The following is a 16,097-nucleotide window of genomic DNA, read 5'->3' on the forward strand; positions in this document are numbered from 1 at the left end:
CTCCCTAGGGAGAGGGAACCGGTTTGTGGATGCCGACAGCATGCCGCGACTATACGACGCCCTCAAACGCCTCAGGGGACTTCGAGCATAACAACCAGCCATATTTTCAAACCCCGAAGTTCTCCAAACCCTAAACCCTGAGCGGGTGAGATGGCACCTTCCGCTCCCTTCTCCCCTTGCGGGAGAAGGGCTGGGGATGAGGGGGAACCAATCCTCAGGCCGCATTTTCAGCCAATACACCAGTCACGGGCTGCACCTCACCAAAGCGCAGCACCCGATGGCAGATCTGGCGCAGCAGTGCCTGCTGGTGACTGAATACCAGCATGGCGAGCCCGCGCTGCTCACACTCCATCATCAACTCCCGCCAGAGCTGGCGCTGAATCTGCGGATCCAGCTGGGCAGTCACCTCATCGGCAATCAGCAGACGGGTGCGGGGATCGAGGGCGCGCAGCAGCGCGATGCGGGCCAGCTCGCCACCGGAGAGCTGACCGGGTTTACGGCCGAGCCACGCAGGCTTGACCATAAAGCGGGCCAGCATGGCGTCATCGGGGCGCCATACATCCCACAGCGCCAGCCCGGTGGTGCGATAGGGATTGAAGGTGAGTTCCGGGTGCTGGGGCACCAGCTGGATAGGGTTATAGCCTTTTACCTGTTCAGGAACCGGCTGCCCATCCAGCAGGATCTGCCCGCCGGCCCCAACCGGTTGCCAACCCGCCAATACCCGCCCCAGCGTGGTCTTGCCATAACCGCTCGGGGCGGAGATGCCGAGCCGTTCGCCCGCTTTCACCGTCAGCGACAATCCCTGCCAGAGGGGATGTTCCCCCTGGGCGATAGTGAGATTTCGTACTTCCAACATCAGGAAACCTCCGGCACAGAGAAGAGCGCGTTGAACTCGGGCAGCGCCTGCCAGTGGGCACGGAGCATCTCGCTCCCCTGCCCCTGGCGCAGATGGTGGCAGCTCAAGGTATCGCTCACCAGCCCCTGATGCAGCGCCACGATGCGATCGGCAAAGCGGGCCGCCAGCGCCAGATCATGGGTGACCCAGAGGATACCGCAGCCCTGATTGGCTAATTCACGCAACTGGCTGAGCAGCTGGCAGGCCAGCCCCTCGTCGAGCCAGGCGGTGATCTCGTCCGCCAAAATGTAGCGGGCACCGCCAAGGGCCGCGGTGCAGGCCAGAATGCGCTTGGCCATGCCGCCGGAGAGCTGGCGCGGATAGCTGTCCAGGGTGGCGGCGGGCAGCTGGTAGCGCAGCAATTGCTGGCCGAGCCGCTCGCGAGAACCGCTCTGGCCGCAGAGGCGCGCTGCACGGCTCAGCTGGCGCTCCACCGTCAGCAGCGGATTGAGGGCGCTCACCCCCTGCGGCACATAACAGAGGGTGTGGCCGCGCAGTCCGGCACGGCTGGCATCGCACAGGGGGACGCCATCGAGAGAGATGGTGCCGCGCATCCGCAGGTTGTCCGGCAGCAGGGTCAGGGCGCTTTGCAGCAGCAGGCTCTTGCCCTCGCCGCTCCCCCCGACCAGCGCGACGATTTCGCCGGGCGCCAGTTGCAGGCTGATATCGGTCAACAGCGGCCGCCAGCTGCGCCGTCCCAGCCAGGAGTAGTGGGCCGCCTCTATGGTCACCTGGTCAAAACTCAGCATGTATCTCCCCCAAACCCAAACCAGAGTTGTTGCAGGGCGCGAGTGGCCTGATCAAACAGTAAAACCAATGTCAGCAGCATCAGACCGGGGAAGAGGGCCAGCCACCAACCGCCACCGGCCAGATAACGCAAGGCATCGGCCAGCAGCAAGCCCAGCGAGGCCTCGTGGGCCGCCAGACCAAAGCCGAGGAAGCTCAGCGCCGCGCTGTGCAACACAGCGTGGGGGAACATCAGCAAGGTGCCGATAAACCACTGGGGCAACAGCCCCGGCAGCAGGTGGGTGCGCCAGCGGCACAGCGCCCCCATCCCCTGACAGCGGGCCAGCACCACATAGTCACTGCTGGCGATCCGCCGCGCCTCGGCGCAGAGAATGAGCGCCAGCTTGGGCCAGTGGGTGAGCGCCACCGCCAGGATCACCCCGCGCATGCCACCCCCTGCGGTAAAGCAGATCAGGATCAACAGCAGCATATGGGGCAGCGCCAGCATGGCGTCGATCACCAGCCGCACCGCCGCATCACACCTGGGATGGATAAGCGAGAGGCTCGCCGCCACCATGGCCAGCAGACCGCTGCACAGGGCCGTGCTGATCCCCAGCTCCAGACTGGTGAGGGTACCCTGAAAGGCGCGTTGCCAGAGATCCCGTCCCATCTGATCTGTGCCGAACCAGTGGGTCAGCGAGGGGGGCTGCTGGCGGGCCAGCAGATCCATCGGCACATCCTGATGAGAGAGGTTCCAGCCGTAGGCGGCCAGCAGCGCCAATCCGAGCAGGGCAAAACCCAGCCGCAGCAAGGAGGGGAGCGGATTAAACAGCATGTCCACCCTCCCAGCCCCGGTTGATGCGGGCCAGCAGTACCCGCGCCGCCGTGTTGCCCAAAAAGACCAGCAGGGTGCAGAAGAGCACTATGCCCATCAGCAGGGGAATGTCGCCACGCAGCCCCGCATCCACGGTGGCCTGACCGAGCCCAGGATAGGAGAAGACCTTCTCTGCCAAGAGCGATCCGCCAATCAGCTCACCAAGTGAGGCAAACTGCAGGCAGAGCGCCGGGGTCAGGGCGTGGCGCAGCACGTGAAAGCGCAGCATGGGCCAGCCGCCATCGCCCTGGGCACGGGCGTAGCGAATAAAATCGCTCGCCAGCACCTCGGCCACCCGCGCCCGGGTGTGCAGGGCGATATTGCCAAGCCCCAGCAGCGCCAGTGTGGTCACCGGCAGCAGCAGATGACGCAACCGCATGGCCCAATCCGCCTCATCGGCAGCGAGCCCCGGCGTCCAGGCGCAGCAGACCGGCAACAGCGGCCAGTGCACCGCAAACAGGGCGAGCAGCAGCAGGCCAACCCAGAAGGTAGGCAAGGAGGCGAGCAGGTAGGCAAAGCGGCAAATAAGGCGATCGGGCCAGCGGTTGAGATAGCGACCGGCGCAAAGTCCCAGCAGGATGCCGAAAAAGCCGGAGAGCAGCCAGGCCCCCGCCAGCAGCAGGAAGGAGGCAGTAAAGCGCTGGCCAATGACCTCACCCACCGGTGCGTTGTAGAGCATGGAGTAGCCGAGATCCCCCCGCAGCACCTGGCTGAACCAGTGCCAGTAACGCAGCCACAGCGGCTGATCCAGCCCCCAGCGGGCGGCGATGCGGGCGTACTGCTCGGGCGGCACATGGAGCAGATCGTTGCCGATATAGGCCTTGATGGGCTCGATGGGGGAGTAACTCAGCAGCACAAAGGTGGCGACCGAGACCAGACATAACAGCCCTGCCAGACGCAGCAGGGCTTTTAGTGTTGCAGTCATCATGGTGGACGAACTTAACGGCACGTCCATCGCCAATCCTGCAGGTTGTTGAGCAAAGACCAGCTACCGTGGATCTCCGGCGCCCCCTTGCCAAGGTCGATGCAGCGGTTGGCGAGATAAGTGTGCTGCACGTTAAGCAGCCAGGCCCAGGCCGCATCCCCCTGCACCCCGGCGCCGGCCTTGCCATCCCACTCCACCTGCTGCCAGAACGGCACGGCCGCCTGCCAGTTCGGGGCATCCAGCGCCTGCTTGAGGTGGCCATCCACCACCGGATTTTTGTAATAACCCGGGTTGTAGAACTCCACGCCGGCGGAACCGCTCTGGTAGTGGTGATAGAGCTCCATGGGATCCAGACTCCCCCACCCCATCAGCACAGGATTGGCGTGCATCTCGCGCTCCACCTGCTCCCAGCTGCCGGACTTGAGGCTCACCTCGAGGCCGATGGGTTTGAGCATGGCCCGCACCGCTTCCGCCAGATCCCGGCGGGTGCTGTCACCGCTGGTGTACCAGAGGGTAAAGGCGGCGCGCCGGGAGCCCTTGTGGCGAACGCCGTCTTCCCCTACTTGCCAGCCCGCCTCGTCCAGCAGGGCGTTGGCGTGGGCCGCATCCCCGTCCTTGAAGGCGGTGGCTTTATTCAGCCAGGGCAAGCCTTCTACCGCGCTGTAGGCCGGGATGGCGTGCCCTTCCAGCAACTGATCGGCCAGCAACTGGCGGTCGATGGCGTAGTTGATGGCGCGGCGCACCGCCACGTCCGAGGTTACGTCGTTGCCGACGGGGTTGCCATTGGCATCCTTGCTACCCGCAGGCGGAATGGGGAAGACGATGCCGCGGTTTTCCACGCTCGGCCGCACCCACAGCTTGAGGGTGTCGGGTACGGTGGGCGCCAGCGACGGGGCGATGCGCACCAGGTCGAGCTGGCTGCTCTGGGCGGCGGCATAGGCGCTCTCTTCATCGATAAAGACAAACACCAGCCGTTTGAAGTCATTGCTGCCGCCGGCGTAATGGGGGTTGGCCTCCACCACCAGCTGCTGGCCAGGCAGGAAGCTCACCAACCGGTAAGGGCCGGCACCGACCGGATGGCGGGCATAGCGCTTGGGATCGTAATCCCGCTTCGACACGATTCCGAGCGATCCCAGCACGTTGACGAAGGTGCTCTGGGGGGCACTCAGGGTGATGGCAACCTCGGTAGGCGAGAGCACCTTGGCCGAGACAAAGTTGCCCATGTCGATCTTGCCGCCGCCCTGGGCTGCGCTGTTGTAGGTAAAGGCCACGTCTTCGGCAGTGAGCGGCGCGCCGTTGGAGAATGTCAGATCCGGCTTGAGGCGGATAAGCCACCCCTTGCCATCCTGGTTCGGGGTCACCACCTGGGTAAGCACGTTCTGCCAGCTGAGATCGGAGCTTTGTTTGAGCAGCGGGCTGTGCAGCAGCAGGTAGCTGCCGTGGCTCCAGCCAAGCAGGGGGTCGAACCCTTCGGTGGGCTCACTGCCGATGGCGAGCTTGAGTTCGGCGGGGACGGGCTGGGCCGCCAGCGCCATGGAAGATAAACCGCCCGAGAGCAGGGCCAGCAAGGCGGCCGCAGTGACTGAAAGGCCTTTATGGCGGGCGGCGTTGCTGCCTGAATGGCAGCCAAAGCATTGAATGGTCATAAGATCCCTTGTTCGTTTTACCACTCACTATCGAAAAACAGGGGCACGACAGAAGCGAGTGAGGGGCCAAAACGGCCCCTATTCTAAACCTGATTGCAGATGAGACCTAGCGCTGGGTGTCGCCCACAGGGTCGCCGCGCCGGCCGCTGAACAGGCGACGCCGGCTTAAGTTCATGCCGCCCTCCCCCTGCTGCACCGGAAGCGAAAGCAACATCTTGAGGGTGCTGCTCACCAGCGCGCGCCCCTCGTCGGCCCCCAGATGCGGGTCGATGGGGGACATGAGCGAGCAGGCCAGCAACTGCCCCGTCTCGGGCAATGCCCCCACCATAAAGGTCAGGTTGCCGCAGGGGAGCTGCAGGGCGAGCCGATCGCTGCTGCCGCGCACCGGCCAGAGTTGATCTGGCCCCGGCAGCACCACCACGCTCAACATCCAGGGGGTGAGCACACAGCCGAGCCACTGACCTTCAAACAGCACGCACTCCGCCACGATGGGCATGGTGGCGTGATAGAAGGGCAACGCCTGCATCTCTTCGCGAGCGATCCGCTCGTACTGGGCTACCAGCAGAGGCGCGGGATTGGTGGCGAAACCGGCAAATTCCTGCGCCGGCTCTTGCGCAGCCTCGTTCACTGCCTTATTCACAATGGATTGCGCCATATGCCCTCCCGCACTCGCTCGACCTTCTCCTGCTCACAGAGCGGGATGGCCGGTGCCCCCAGACTGGCCAGCAGAGTCAATATCCGATCCGTCGCCTCCCCCAGCGCCGCCGCCACCACAGGGGTGAGGCCGATGCGCGGTTCGAGGGATTCGGGTTCCACCCCGATCAGGGTGAGCCGCTTGGGCGACTCCCCTGTCATGTGCAACGCCGAGAGCACATCCGCCAGCCCCAGCTGGTGCGGGGAGATCTTGCGGCCAAACAGGGTCGGGATCTCCTCATCTTTCAGGGTCACCACGGTACCCGGCGGATTGCCGCTGCGCACCGCGTCCGCCAGTATGATGTGGTCGCGACTGGCCATGGCTTCGAGCAGCTCCATGCCGGCAGTGCCGCCGTCCAGCAGCTCAATGCCGGGGGCGAAGCGGTAGTCGCGCTCCAGCCCCTCGACGATCCGCACCCCCACCGCCTCGTCGCTCAACAGCAGGTTGCCCACGCCCAGGATCAGGGTGTTCATCACAGCACCTTCACCTGAGTCGTTTCACCACTCTGGGTATCCACCACATGCACCGCGCAGGACATGCAAGGGTCGAACGAGTGAATGGTACGCACCACCTCCAGCGGTTTGGCGGGGTCGGCCACCGGGGTGCCCACCAGGGATTGCTCGTAGGGGCCGGGTTCATCGTTGAAGTTGCGCGGGCCCGAGTTCCAGGTCGACGGCACCACCGCCTGATAGTTCTCGATCTTGCCGCCCTTGATGACTACCCAGTGGGAGAGCATGCCGCGCGGCGCCTCCTCAAAGCCCACCCCGTGAAACTCCTTGTCCGCCGGGATCTCGGTCTTGATGTATGCGCTGAAATCCCCCTTGCCGATGTTCTCCACCAGCGCCTTCCACTGATGAGACAGGGTGTCTTTGAGCACGCAGCAGCGCACCGCCCGGCCTATGATGCGGCCCAGGGTGGAGTGCAGCTGTTCGGTCTTGATGGCCGAACCGGTGAGCGTTTTATAGAGGCCGTTCAGCTGATCGAAGTGCGCCACCGTCTCCGGGTGCTTGGCGGCAAGCTTCACCAGCAAATCGGCGAGCGGCCCCACCTCCACCACCTTGCCGTAGAAGGTGGGAGATTTGACCCAGGAGTACTTGCCGTCATCCTGCCAGCCGGTGTAGTTGGGCTCGGTCTTGCCCTCCCAGGGCTTGAGGGGTTCGTCATCCTTGTACCAGGCGTGCTTGTTGCTCTCGGCGATGCCATCCATCAGCCAGGCATCCTGATGGCTCTCGATGGGACGATAGCCGGCCAGATCGCCGTTTTCGATGTAGCCACCGGGCATCAGGAAGCTGCCGCCGTCACCGTCGGTGGGCAGCTCAGGCACGCTCAGGTAGTGCTTGGCCCCCTGCCCCAGGTTCAGCCACTCGGGGTAGTGGGCGGCTATGATGGCGGCATCCACCTTGTAGACCTGCTCGATGAACTCGCCGAGCCGGTCGATGAAGCTCTTCACATAGAGCAGCCGCTCCAGGTTGAGCACGCTCGGCGCATCCAGGTTGATGGGGTTGGCCACCCCGCCCACCGCCAGGTTCTGGATGTGGGGGGTCTTGCCACCGAGGATGGCGACGATGCGGTTGGCATCACGCTGGCACTCCAGCGCCTGCAGGTAGTGCGCCACGGCGATGAGGTTTACCTCCGGGCTCAGCTTCATCGCCTTGTGGCCCCAATAGCCGTTGGCGAAGATGCCGAGCTGGCCGCTGGCTACCAGCGCGCGGATTTTATCCTGCACCTTGGTCAGCTCGTCGGCACTGTTGAGGGACCAGGTCGATACCCCCTTGAGCATGTCAGCCGCCTTTTGCGGATTGGCCTGCAGGGCGGCGGTGATGTCCACCCAGTCCAGTGCGGAGAGCTGATAGAAGTGGACGATGTGATCGTGAATGTTGTGGGCCGCAATGATCAGGTTGCGGATGTACTGGGCGTTGACCGGCACCTTGGCGCCGATGGCGTTCTCCACCGCCCGCACCGAGGCGATGGCGTGAATGGAGGTGCACACCCCGCAGATGCGCTGCACTATCATCCAGGCATCGCGCGGGTCGTTGCCCTTGACGATCTCCTCCATCCCGCGCCACATGGTGCCAGACGACCAGGCCTTGGTGACGACGCCGCCTTCGATTTCACAGTCGATACGCAGGTGACCCTCGATGCGGGTGATGGGGTCTATGGTGATACGTTGGCTCATACGTTGGCTTTCCCTCGGGCCTGATAATCTTGGTGAACACGTTCAAGTGATGGCAGTACCGGCAAGAGCCGGATCAGCAGCAAATAGGCACACACCTCGATGGCGACGAAGCCCAAGGAGATCAGCACTTCCGCCGCGGAGGGGAAGTAGTGGTAGCCATTGCCGGGGTTGAAGGCGAGCAGGGAGTAGTCCAGTCGCCAGAGGGCGGCGCCCAGCAGCATGCTGAGGGCCCCCAGGAACAACATGCGCGAATCGCGGCGGCTCTTGTCCCAATGGAACACCAGCAGCGGGAAGATCATCAGCGCGATCTCGCTCCAGAACATCAAGGCGTAGCGATCCCACTGGGAGAGGTACTCCGACTTGTCGTTGATGACGATCTCGGCAAAGCGCAGCGCCACGAACAGGATCAGGAAGATGTCGATCACCTGGGTCAGCTTGTAGAACAGCGGCTTCTCGTTGGGGCCGCGCCCCGCCAGCCCCGCCTGCACCAGAGAGCCTTCAAACACCACGATGGAGAAGCCCATGATGAAGGCGGTGAGCAAGGAGAAGACCGGCAGCAGCTCGTAGCTTTGCCAGAGCGGATGGATCTTCTCCCCCGCCACTATCATCAGGGATCCCATGGAGGATTGGTGCATGGTGGGCAGCAGGGCCCCCAGCGCCAGGATGAAGAACATGACCTTGTTGATCCGCGCAAGGGAGACCTTCCAGCCGAACTTCTCCATCAGCACGGGGGCAAACTCCAGCGCCATCACCCCGATGTAGATGGTCATGCAGACCGCCGTCTCGAACAGCACCGAGGAGGTGTTGAAGAAACCCGGAATGTAGAAGTAAGGCAGGTTCCAGTAACGGCCGACGTCGATGGTGATGGAGAGGCCGCCCAGGGAATAGCCGAACAGGCTCGCCAGCAGGGCCGGTCGCACCAGGGGGTGATACTCGCCCCGGTTGAAGACGTAGACCGCCCAGGCCAGCGCCCAGCCGCCGCAGGCGAAACCGGTGCCGATCAGTAGATCGAACGAGATCCAGAGCCCCCAGGGGTAGCCGCCGTTCAGATCGGTGACCGAGCCCAGCCCGAAGATGAGGCGTTTGAGGATCAGCATGCCGCACAGGATGACGAAGGGCGCCAGCACCATGACCGGCCAGCTGACCAGCCTGCCCCCCAGCGGATGTGCCTTGTGATTACTCATGATCCTTGCCTCCCGATTGCTTGTCATGACCCGCGTGCGAGTCATGATCGTCGCCATCCTGATGGTCCTTGGTGTTGCGGCGAATGAGCACCGAGAGCCCGGTCAGCACCACCAGCGGCAGCACCATCCCCTTGTAGAGGGTGTGCTGGATGTGCTCGGAGCGCGCCCCGGAGGAGAGCTCCGGCAAGTCAGGCATGTCGAGCTTGGTGTAGGGCACCCCGGCCAGCACCAGCACCTGGGTGCCGCCCCCCTCCTTCTCGCCATAGACGTAAGGCTGGTAGTTGGGCACTTCATGCAGGTAGGGATCGTTGGCGCTGAAGGTCTGGCGCGGGTAGGCATATTCGCTGCCCGGGGTGGCCAGCAGCCGGCGCTTGGCCTCGGCCATCAGCGCCTCGCGGGGGCCGAAGATGACGGCGCCGGTGGGGCACACCTCGACGCAGCCGGGCAATTTGCCCTGATCGATGCGTTCAAGCCCTTTCTGGTTGCAGAGCTCGCACTTGTGGATCGCCCCGAACGGGTTGTCGTAGTCATATTTGGGCACATCGAACGGGCAGCCCACCATGCAGTAGCGGCAGCCGGTGCAGACGTCCGGGTCATAGTGGACGATGCCGGTCTTGGGATCCTTGGTCAGCGCCTGCACCGGGCAGACGGAGACGCAGTTGGGATCGACACAGTGCATGCACTGCTTCTTGATGTAGGCATAGCCATCCACCAGCTGATCCTTGTGCTCACCCGTGCCGCTCTTCCACACCTGAATGATGTTGTTGGTGTAGGGGCTCAGCTTGTCATTGTTGGACCAGGTTGCTTCCCCGGCCGGATTGGCCGGGTTGCCGTTGAGGCGCTGACACTCAGCCACACAGGCCTGGCAACCGATGCAGAGGGTGGAGTCGTAGAGCATGCCGAGCGCGCCGGGAATGGGCGGCTTGTTCTCGGCCGCCGCCAGGGCAGTGCCGGAGACGGTGGTGCCCGCCGCCAGCGCACCGACGGAGGCGAATTTGAGGAAGTTGCGTCTGTTCACGGTCACTCCTCCCGTGATGAGTGCTGCTCGGCTTCATGGCGCTTCTGCTGGCGACCGAGCTCGCGCACCGTCATCAAACTCACCCCGACCAGCACCCCGAGCGCCCCACCGATAAGCCCGGTGGCGGTGGGCGACATGTGTCCTCCCTCCTGGATGGCCACGTCGGGCTTGTTCACCCGCGGGGTGGGATTCTCCACCTTGGCGAGCTGGAAGATCCCCTTGCTGAAACCCACCCCCTGCTCGTTGCAGCCGTAGCAGGGGTGGCCGATGCCCACCGGCCAGATGCCGCCGCCCACGTCGCAGAACTCCAGGGTCGAGCAATTGCCGTAGGTCTCCGGCCCCTTGCAGCCCAGGTGATAGAGACACCAGCCCTGACGGTGGCCCTCATCGCCAAACTCCTTGGCAAAGCGGCCGGCGTCGAAGTGCGGGCGACGCTCGCAGTTTTCGTGGATGAGCCGCTCATAGGCAAACAGCGGCCGCTTCTTGGCATCGAGCGCCGGCAGCTTGCCGTAGGTGATGTAGTAGGCGACCGTGGTGAGGAAGTTGTGGGGGTTGGGCGGGCAGCCCGGGATATTGATAATCGGCGTGCCGAGGTTGCCGAGGGCCTCCTCCAGGCTGACGGCGCCGGTCGGGTTGCCACCGCTGGCGGGCACCCCGCCCCAGGCGGCGCAGGAGCCGATGGCGATGACGGCTGCCGCATCGGCAGCCGCGCGGCGAATATGGTCGACGATGGGCTCACCGGCCACCATGCAGTAGATGCCGCCATCTTTAAGCGGGATGGAGCCATCCACCACCAGCACATACCTGCCCTTGTAGCGTTCCATGGCGTTGTGCTTGTTCTCTTCGGCCTGATGACCGAAGGCTGCCGAGAGCACCTCGTGATACTCCAGCGAAATGGTGTTGAGGATCAGGTTCTCGATGGTGGGGTGGGTGGCGCGCAGCAGCGATTCGGTGCAACCGGTACACTCCTGTGCCCCTATCCAGATCACCGGTGGCCGCTCGGGGCTGGTGAGCGCGGTAGCCATCTTGGCCACGGCATGCTGGCTTAATCCAAGGGTTGCGGCCATCCCGGCGCACAATTTCATAAAGTCACGGCGATTAATTCCATGAGCCGATAAAAAAGTATCCTCGACCATTCTTTTTATTCCCGTAGTGAGCACTTGTTTGATAAATGCTTAATAGCGGAAATGCTAAGTACTCCCCCCCGGCATTGTGTTGATCTCCATCAAGTGACGGGACATTACTCAAATAGAAACTCATCACAATTAATTTAAAAACTTCATATGCGGCATATACTTACAAAACCCTTGCGAAGAGATGAAAATACCCACTAGGGGGTATTTTTGCATTTTAAAGAATTAACATCATTTAAATTACCCGTTAATTTGTGATGTTAAATAATCAGAATGAAAGCGTTGTCACACTATTTGACAGGGTCTTTATGTTACCAACCATAGGCTATTTCACCTCGCCAAAAGTGGTTGATAATATATACCTTTATATTTGTATTCTTATATGTAAACAAGTGGAATGGACGCGCTAACGATATTTATTATCAGCTTTTAAAAAGAATTCCCCCTGCTGTTCAAGGCCGATCCTCGCCGCTTGATTAATTAACCGCCCCCCATCATGCCTCCCCATCCCTGGCCACGGATGAGCTGCCTCCCCCCGGCCGCGTGCGCCACTCGCCAGCTCAATAAGCATCCGGCAGTCCCACCTTCATCCTCCATGGATCTGGCAGCCTGCTTTTCTCCTCTGCCATGCGCCTGCCCGCACCTTTGCCAGGGGTCGGCAACCCAGCCTGCGCGCAGCCGGTGCAAAAAACCGCCAGCTATGTGCGAAAAAGGCGCGATCCCCCTCCCGTTTGGAGGGACAAAACCAGTGATAAATACTGGGTCATAGGGAGCCAGAGAAAGCGTCGGCAGGCGAATTTATACAGAGGAATATCCCGTATTTTGCCCATTTTCACATTCCCATTCGCCACATAATTTACCAACCAAAAAACAACTGATAACATCTTTTCACAAATTAAAGCATATAAAACAACATGGTTCGGTGACCCCCGTTTGCCCGTCGCAGCCGCTTGGATCACAGGATCAGGATTGAGACCAGCAGCCAACTTCTCATCGAGCAGACACCCGACCCCATGATGAACACAGTTACGGCCAGCATCGATCTGGATGCACTTCAGCACAATTTTGCCGTGGCACGCCGCCACGCCCCCCACAGCAAGATCATCGCGGTACTCAAGGCCAATGCCTATGGTCACGGGCTGCTGCCGGTGGCCCATGCCCTCGCCCAGGCCGATGCCTATGCCGTGGCCAGGGTCGAGGAGGCACTGGTGCTGCGTGCCAACGCCATCACCAAGCCCATTCTGGTGCTGGGGGGCTTCTTCAGTGCCGAGGCGCTGCCGCTGCTGGCCAAACACGATCTGCAGACCACCCTGCATACCTGGGAGCAGTTGGCACTGCTCGAGCAGACCACTCTGCCCGCCCCCATCAAGGTGTGGCTCAAGCTCGATACCGGGATGAACCGGCTCGGCCTGCGCGCCGAGGAGCTGCCCGCCTTTATCGAACGGCTGAGTCATTGCCACAACGTAGTACAACCGTTCCAGCTGATGACCCACTTCAGCCAGTCCGATGAGCAGGATACCCAGGCCACTCTGCTGCAGATCGAGGAGTTCAACCGCCTCTCTGCCCATCTGCCGGGCGAGCGGGCCATGGCCAACTCCGCCGGCATCCTCGCCTGGCCGGCCTCGCGCAGCGACTGGATCCGGCCCGGCCTTATGCTCTACGGCGCCTCCCCCTTTACCGGCCAGCTCGCCGCCGACCACGACCTGCGTCCGGTCATGACCCTCAAGAGCCAGCTCATCGCCACCCGGGCCTGCCTGCAGGGCGAGGCGGTCGGTTATGGGGGTCACTGGGTGGCGAGTCGGGACACCACCCTCGGCGTGGTGGCCGCGGGATATGGCGATGGCTACCCGCGCATGGCCCCCGAAGGGACCCCCATGCTGATCAATGGCCGTCGGGTGCCCATCGTGGGTCGGGTCTCCATGGACATGATCACCGTCGATCTTGGCCCGGCGGCCAGCGACAAGGTGGGGGACGAGGTGACACTGTGGGGGGAAGGACTGCCAGTGGAGCAGGTAGCCGAGAAGATAGGCACCATCCCCTACGAGCTGCTCACCCGCCTGACCAGCCGGGTGCATCTCGCGCATTGCGACAACCGCGAACAGATGCCTATGTTGAAGCTGGCCTGAGCAATCAGGCTGAGGGCGGCCACAACGAGGTGACAATCTCGCCCCTGATAAGCAAAAGGCCCTGTCTTGCAACGGGGCCTTTTGCTTTATTTGGCGGTGAGGGAGGGATGATTCGCCACTGCGTGGCTCACCCCTTCGGGGCGGCCTGCGGCCGTTCATCGCAGCAAGCTGCTCTGCTCACACCCGGCGATGGTTCTCACCCTCCCTCTTCGACATGAGCTGATGACTCTTCAAAGCAAAAAACCGACCATCGGGTCGGTTTTAACATCTGAGGATGGGTCGGGATTGACTCGCACCGTCCCTGGCGCTCGCCCTGCGGGCGGCCTCTGGCCGTCCAGGCGGGCTGTCCTGCCCACCTGTCGAACCAGGGCCCGAACCAAGCCGCCCGTCACCGGATAAAACAAAAGGGCCTGTTTTTCGACAGGCCCTTTTGTTTTATTTGGCGGTGAGGGAGGGATTCGAACCCTCGATACGTTGCCGTATACACACTTTCCAGGCGTGCTCCTTCAGCCACTCGGACACCTCACCAAATTTTTACTTCTTGAAGTGGCTTTCGGAGCACGCTGCGCGTGCATCTTGCCGACTTCGTCGGTGGGCAGCCTCTCGGTCACCTCACCAAATTTTGGTCTGTTGTTTAACGTGCTCAGCCAGCACTTCGTTCGTTGCGCCGTTGCGCCGGAACGGGGCGTAATGTACGGGATACGATGGCATGCGGTCAATGCAATTTTTCACTTTTTGCGTTCGTTTGCTCATTATCCGAACCAAGTGACTAAAAACATGCCGTTTCGTATCCCTTTCAATCAATTTCCAGCCGCTTCGTGCAAATGCTCGCCTTTGAGTGCCTCTTCCAGCGAGCCGTAAAACTCCAGCTGACCGGGCACCGGACGCACCTTGGCGCGCGCCAGGGTCTTGAGCGGCTGGAACTGCAGCTCGGCCACCCGCAACTGCACCCCCGCCTTGGCCATCTGCTTTTCAAACTGCAGGAAGGCGGAGAGGCCACCTGCGTCCAGGATCGAGACCGCCTCCATCTGCAGTACCAGCAGTTTGTGGCCTTTGACCTGGGCTACCAGCTCGCCGAACACCCGCTCGGCGGCGGCGAAGAACAGCGGGCCGTTGACCTTGTAGAGCAGCGCCTGCTCCGGCACTTCATGGGCGTAGCGCTTGTGATCCGCCAGGTTGTGCAGCTTGGTCATCTTGGCAATCTCGCGCATGAACAGCAGGGAAGCGAGGATCACCCCGAAGGTGATGGCGATAACCATGTCGAAGATGACGGTCAGCGACAGGCAGACCAGCAGCACCAACACGTCGGATCTGGGGGCGCGGCGAATGAGCTCCACCACCTTGTGCGCCTCGCTCATGTTCCAGGCGACGATGAGCAGCAGGGCCGCCATGGCCGAGAGCGGCAGCCAGGAGAGCCAGGGCGCCAGCACCAGGATGGCCGCCAGCACCACCAGCGCATGCACGATGCCGGAGATGGGAGAAGTTGCCCCGGCCCGCACGTTGGCGGCGGAACGGGCAATGGCGGCGGTGGCAGTGATGCCGCCGAAGAAGGGGGAGACTATGTTGCCAAGCCCCTGCCCCACCAGCTCGGCGTTGGAGCTGTGCTTGCGACCTGTCATGCCGTCCAGCACCACGGCGCAGAGCAGGGATTCGATGGCTCCCAGCATCGCCATGGAGAAGGCGGCGGGCAACAGGCGCTCGATGGCGGCCAGGTTCCACTCCACCGGCGAACCATCCGGCCCCGGCAGGGCCCAGGGCATCACCAGGGTCGGCGCGATGGGCGGGATCCCCATGCCCTGGCTACCGTCGGCCAGGGTATAGCTGAACTTGCTGCCGATGGTGGCCACGTCCACCCCGAACTGATGCAGGCCAAAGCCAAGGCCCACCCCCACCAGCACGGCGGGCAGGTGGCCTGGCACCGGCAGCCGCAGACGCGGCCAGAGCAGCAGCACCGCCAGGGTCGCAATCCCCACCAGCGTATCCCCCCACTGCCAGCTGGGCAGGGCATGGGCCAGTGCCTCCACCTTGCCAATATAGGTTTCCGGCATCTCGGGCACCTGCAGACCGAAGAAGTCCTTGATCTGCAAGGTGGCGATCACGATGGCGATACCGCCGGTAAAGCCCAGGGTCACCGAAGGCGGAATGTATTCGATGAGGCGCCCGAGCCGGGCCACCCCCATGGCCACCAGGAAAAAGCCCGAGATCAGGGTCGCCATCAACAGGCCACCCACACCGAACTGCTGGGCCACCGGATAGAGGATCACCACGAAGGCGGCGGTCGGCCCCGAGATAGAGAAGCGGGAGCCACCTGTCACGGCGATGACGATACCGGCGATGATGGCAGTATAGAGACCGTGCTGGGGCGGCACACCACTGGCAATGGCCAGCGCCATGGCCAGTGGAATGGCGATGATGCCGACCGTGATGCCGGCGATCAGGTCGCGGCCGAAGCGGGGAACGCTGTAGGGTTCGTCAATACAGGATTGGCGTAAAGCAATGGCCAGCTTCACGCTTTGCAAAGGTGCTTGGTTGTGCATGTATTCGTAATACCAGAAGAGGGAGATAAAGGCCGGATTGAACCGGCGCCCGATCATCATCAAGGGCCGGCAGAGCTGTCGACACGGCGATGGTATCCTAGCCAACCATACCCCAGCCGATGAAATATTTCGATGGGCGGGATCAATGAATGGCCGTTACCAC

13 protein-coding genes, 1 tRNA gene and 1 other RNA gene are annotated in these 16,097 nt (G+C 62.5%); 1 reads left to right on the forward strand and 14 read right to left on the reverse strand.

Annotated features, from left to right (window positions below; translation table 11 throughout):
- Positions 1-214 precede the first annotated feature (214 nt).
- From G5134_RS04030 to hybO, 11 genes are all read right to left on the reverse strand, one after another.
- Positions 215-856, reverse strand: coding sequence for an ATP-binding cassette domain-containing protein (locus G5134_RS04030; protein WP_065018037.1), 642 nt, complete (start codon positions 854-856; stop codon positions 215-217).
- Entirely contained in the window at positions 856-1,644 is a 789-nt protein-coding gene (locus G5134_RS04035) for an ATP-binding cassette domain-containing protein (RefSeq protein WP_065018036.1), read from the reverse strand. The genes G5134_RS04030 and G5134_RS04035 overlap by 1 nt, the downstream gene beginning before the upstream one ends.
- Positions 1,638-2,456, reverse strand: coding sequence for an ABC transporter permease (locus tag G5134_RS04040; RefSeq protein WP_421231885.1), 819 nt, complete (start codon positions 2,454-2,456; stop codon positions 1,638-1,640). The genes G5134_RS04035 and G5134_RS04040 overlap by 7 nt, the downstream gene beginning before the upstream one ends.
- Positions 2,446-3,450, reverse strand: coding sequence for an ABC transporter permease (locus G5134_RS04045; RefSeq protein WP_065018034.1), 1,005 nt, complete (start codon positions 3,448-3,450; stop codon positions 2,446-2,448). Before G5134_RS04045 ends, G5134_RS04040 begins: the two co-directional genes overlap by 11 nt.
- On the reverse strand, positions 3,435-5,066 hold the full coding sequence (locus G5134_RS04050) for an ABC transporter substrate-binding protein (RefSeq protein WP_065018033.1): 1,632 nt from the start codon (positions 5,064-5,066) through the stop codon (positions 3,435-3,437). The genes G5134_RS04045 and G5134_RS04050 overlap by 16 nt, the downstream gene beginning before the upstream one ends.
- A gap of 106 nt (positions 5,067-5,172) precedes the next feature.
- A complete protein-coding gene (hybE, locus tag G5134_RS04055) occupies positions 5,173-5,721 on the reverse strand; it encodes a hydrogenase-2 assembly chaperone (RefSeq protein ID WP_065018032.1) in 549 nt (182 codons plus the stop codon).
- Complete coding sequence (locus G5134_RS04060) at positions 5,703-6,233, reverse strand: HyaD/HybD family hydrogenase maturation endopeptidase (protein WP_421231886.1); 531 nt, start codon at positions 6,231-6,233, stop codon at positions 5,703-5,705. The genes hybE and G5134_RS04060 overlap by 19 nt, the downstream gene beginning before the upstream one ends.
- Positions 6,233-7,936: a hydrogenase 2 large subunit gene (gene hybC, locus G5134_RS04065; protein WP_421231887.1), complete on the reverse strand. Its 1,704-nt coding sequence runs from the start codon at positions 7,934-7,936 to the stop codon at positions 6,233-6,235. The genes G5134_RS04060 and hybC overlap by 1 nt, the downstream gene beginning before the upstream one ends.
- Entirely contained in the window at positions 7,933-9,120 is a 1,188-nt protein-coding gene (gene hybB, locus G5134_RS04070) for a Ni/Fe-hydrogenase cytochrome b subunit (protein WP_011706348.1), read from the reverse strand. Before hybB ends, hybC begins: the two co-directional genes overlap by 4 nt.
- Positions 9,113-10,138 (reverse strand): hydrogenase 2 operon protein HybA, encoded by a 1,026-nt coding sequence (hybA, locus tag G5134_RS04075; protein ID WP_421231888.1) that lies wholly within the window; start codon positions 10,136-10,138, stop codon positions 9,113-9,115. Before hybA ends, hybB begins: the two co-directional genes overlap by 8 nt.
- 2 nt (positions 10,139-10,140) lie before the next feature.
- Positions 10,141-11,274, reverse strand: a complete 1,134-nt coding sequence (gene hybO, locus G5134_RS04080; protein WP_421231889.1) for a hydrogenase 2 small subunit — start codon at positions 11,272-11,274, stop codon at positions 10,141-10,143.
- Positions 11,275-12,284: 1,010 nt separating this feature from the next.
- On the opposite strand from hybO, the gene alr reads away from it, so the two are divergent.
- A complete protein-coding gene (gene alr / locus G5134_RS04085) occupies positions 12,285-13,397 on the forward strand; it encodes an alanine racemase (protein WP_197495616.1) in 1,113 nt (370 codons plus the stop codon).
- A 91-nt stretch (positions 13,398-13,488) separates the two neighbouring features.
- On the opposite strand, the gene G5134_RS04090 is transcribed toward alr, so the two are convergent.
- From G5134_RS04090 to dauA, 3 genes are all read right to left on the reverse strand, one after another.
- A non-coding RNA gene (locus tag G5134_RS04090) (RtT sRNA) lies at positions 13,489-13,617 on the reverse strand.
- Positions 13,618-13,837: 220 nt separating this feature from the next.
- Positions 13,838-13,925: transfer RNA gene (locus tag G5134_RS04095), tRNA-Ser, on the reverse strand.
- Positions 13,926-14,197: 272 nt separating this feature from the next.
- Complete coding sequence (gene dauA / locus G5134_RS04100) at positions 14,198-15,994, reverse strand: C4-dicarboxylic acid transporter DauA (protein ID WP_193557926.1); 1,797 nt, start codon at positions 15,992-15,994, stop codon at positions 14,198-14,200.
- Between the last annotated feature and the right edge of the window lie 103 nt (positions 15,995-16,097).

It is taken from the genome of Aeromonas sp. 600276 (assembly GCF_049175815.1).
GTDB classification, from domain to species: domain Bacteria; phylum Pseudomonadota; class Gammaproteobacteria; order Enterobacterales; family Aeromonadaceae; genus Aeromonas; species Aeromonas dhakensis.

What these genes read in the sequence shown, in the direction of transcription:
- G5134_RS04050 (WP_065018033.1), bottom strand. Translation starts at nt 5,066, where the DNA reads ATGACCATTCAATGCTTTGGCTGCCATTCAGGCAGCAACGCCGCCCGC.
- alr (WP_197495616.1), top strand. Translation starts at nt 12,285, where the DNA reads ATGATGAACACAGTTACGGCCAGCATCGATCTGGATGCACTTCAGCAC.
- G5134_RS04060 (WP_421231886.1), bottom strand. Translation starts at nt 6,233, where the DNA reads ATGAACACCCTGATCCTGGGCGTGGGCAACCTGCTGTTGAGCGACGAG.
- dauA (WP_193557926.1), bottom strand. Translation starts at nt 15,994, where the DNA reads ATGATGATCGGGCGCCGGTTCAATCCGGCCTTTATCTCCCTCTTCTGG.
- G5134_RS04035 (WP_065018036.1), bottom strand. Translation starts at nt 1,644, where the DNA reads ATGCTGAGTTTTGACCAGGTGACCATAGAGGCGGCCCACTACTCCTGG.
- G5134_RS04040 (WP_421231885.1), bottom strand. Translation starts at nt 2,456, where the DNA reads ATGCTGTTTAATCCGCTCCCCTCCTTGCTGCGGCTGGGTTTTGCCCTG.
- hybE (WP_065018032.1), bottom strand. Translation starts at nt 5,721, where the DNA reads ATGGCGCAATCCATTGTGAATAAGGCAGTGAACGAGGCTGCGCAAGAG.
- hybO (WP_421231889.1), bottom strand. Translation starts at nt 11,274, where the DNA reads ATGGTCGAGGATACTTTTTTATCGGCTCATGGAATTAATCGCCGTGAC.
- G5134_RS04045 (WP_065018034.1), bottom strand. Translation starts at nt 3,450, where the DNA reads ATGGACGTGCCGTTAAGTTCGTCCACCATGATGACTGCAACACTAAAA.
- G5134_RS04030 (WP_065018037.1), bottom strand. Translation starts at nt 856, where the DNA reads ATGTTGGAAGTACGAAATCTCACTATCGCCCAGGGGGAACATCCCCTC.
- hybC (WP_421231887.1), bottom strand. Translation starts at nt 7,936, where the DNA reads ATGAGCCAACGTATCACCATAGACCCCATCACCCGCATCGAGGGTCAC.
- hybB (WP_011706348.1), bottom strand. Translation starts at nt 9,120, where the DNA reads ATGAGTAATCACAAGGCACATCCGCTGGGGGGCAGGCTGGTCAGCTGG.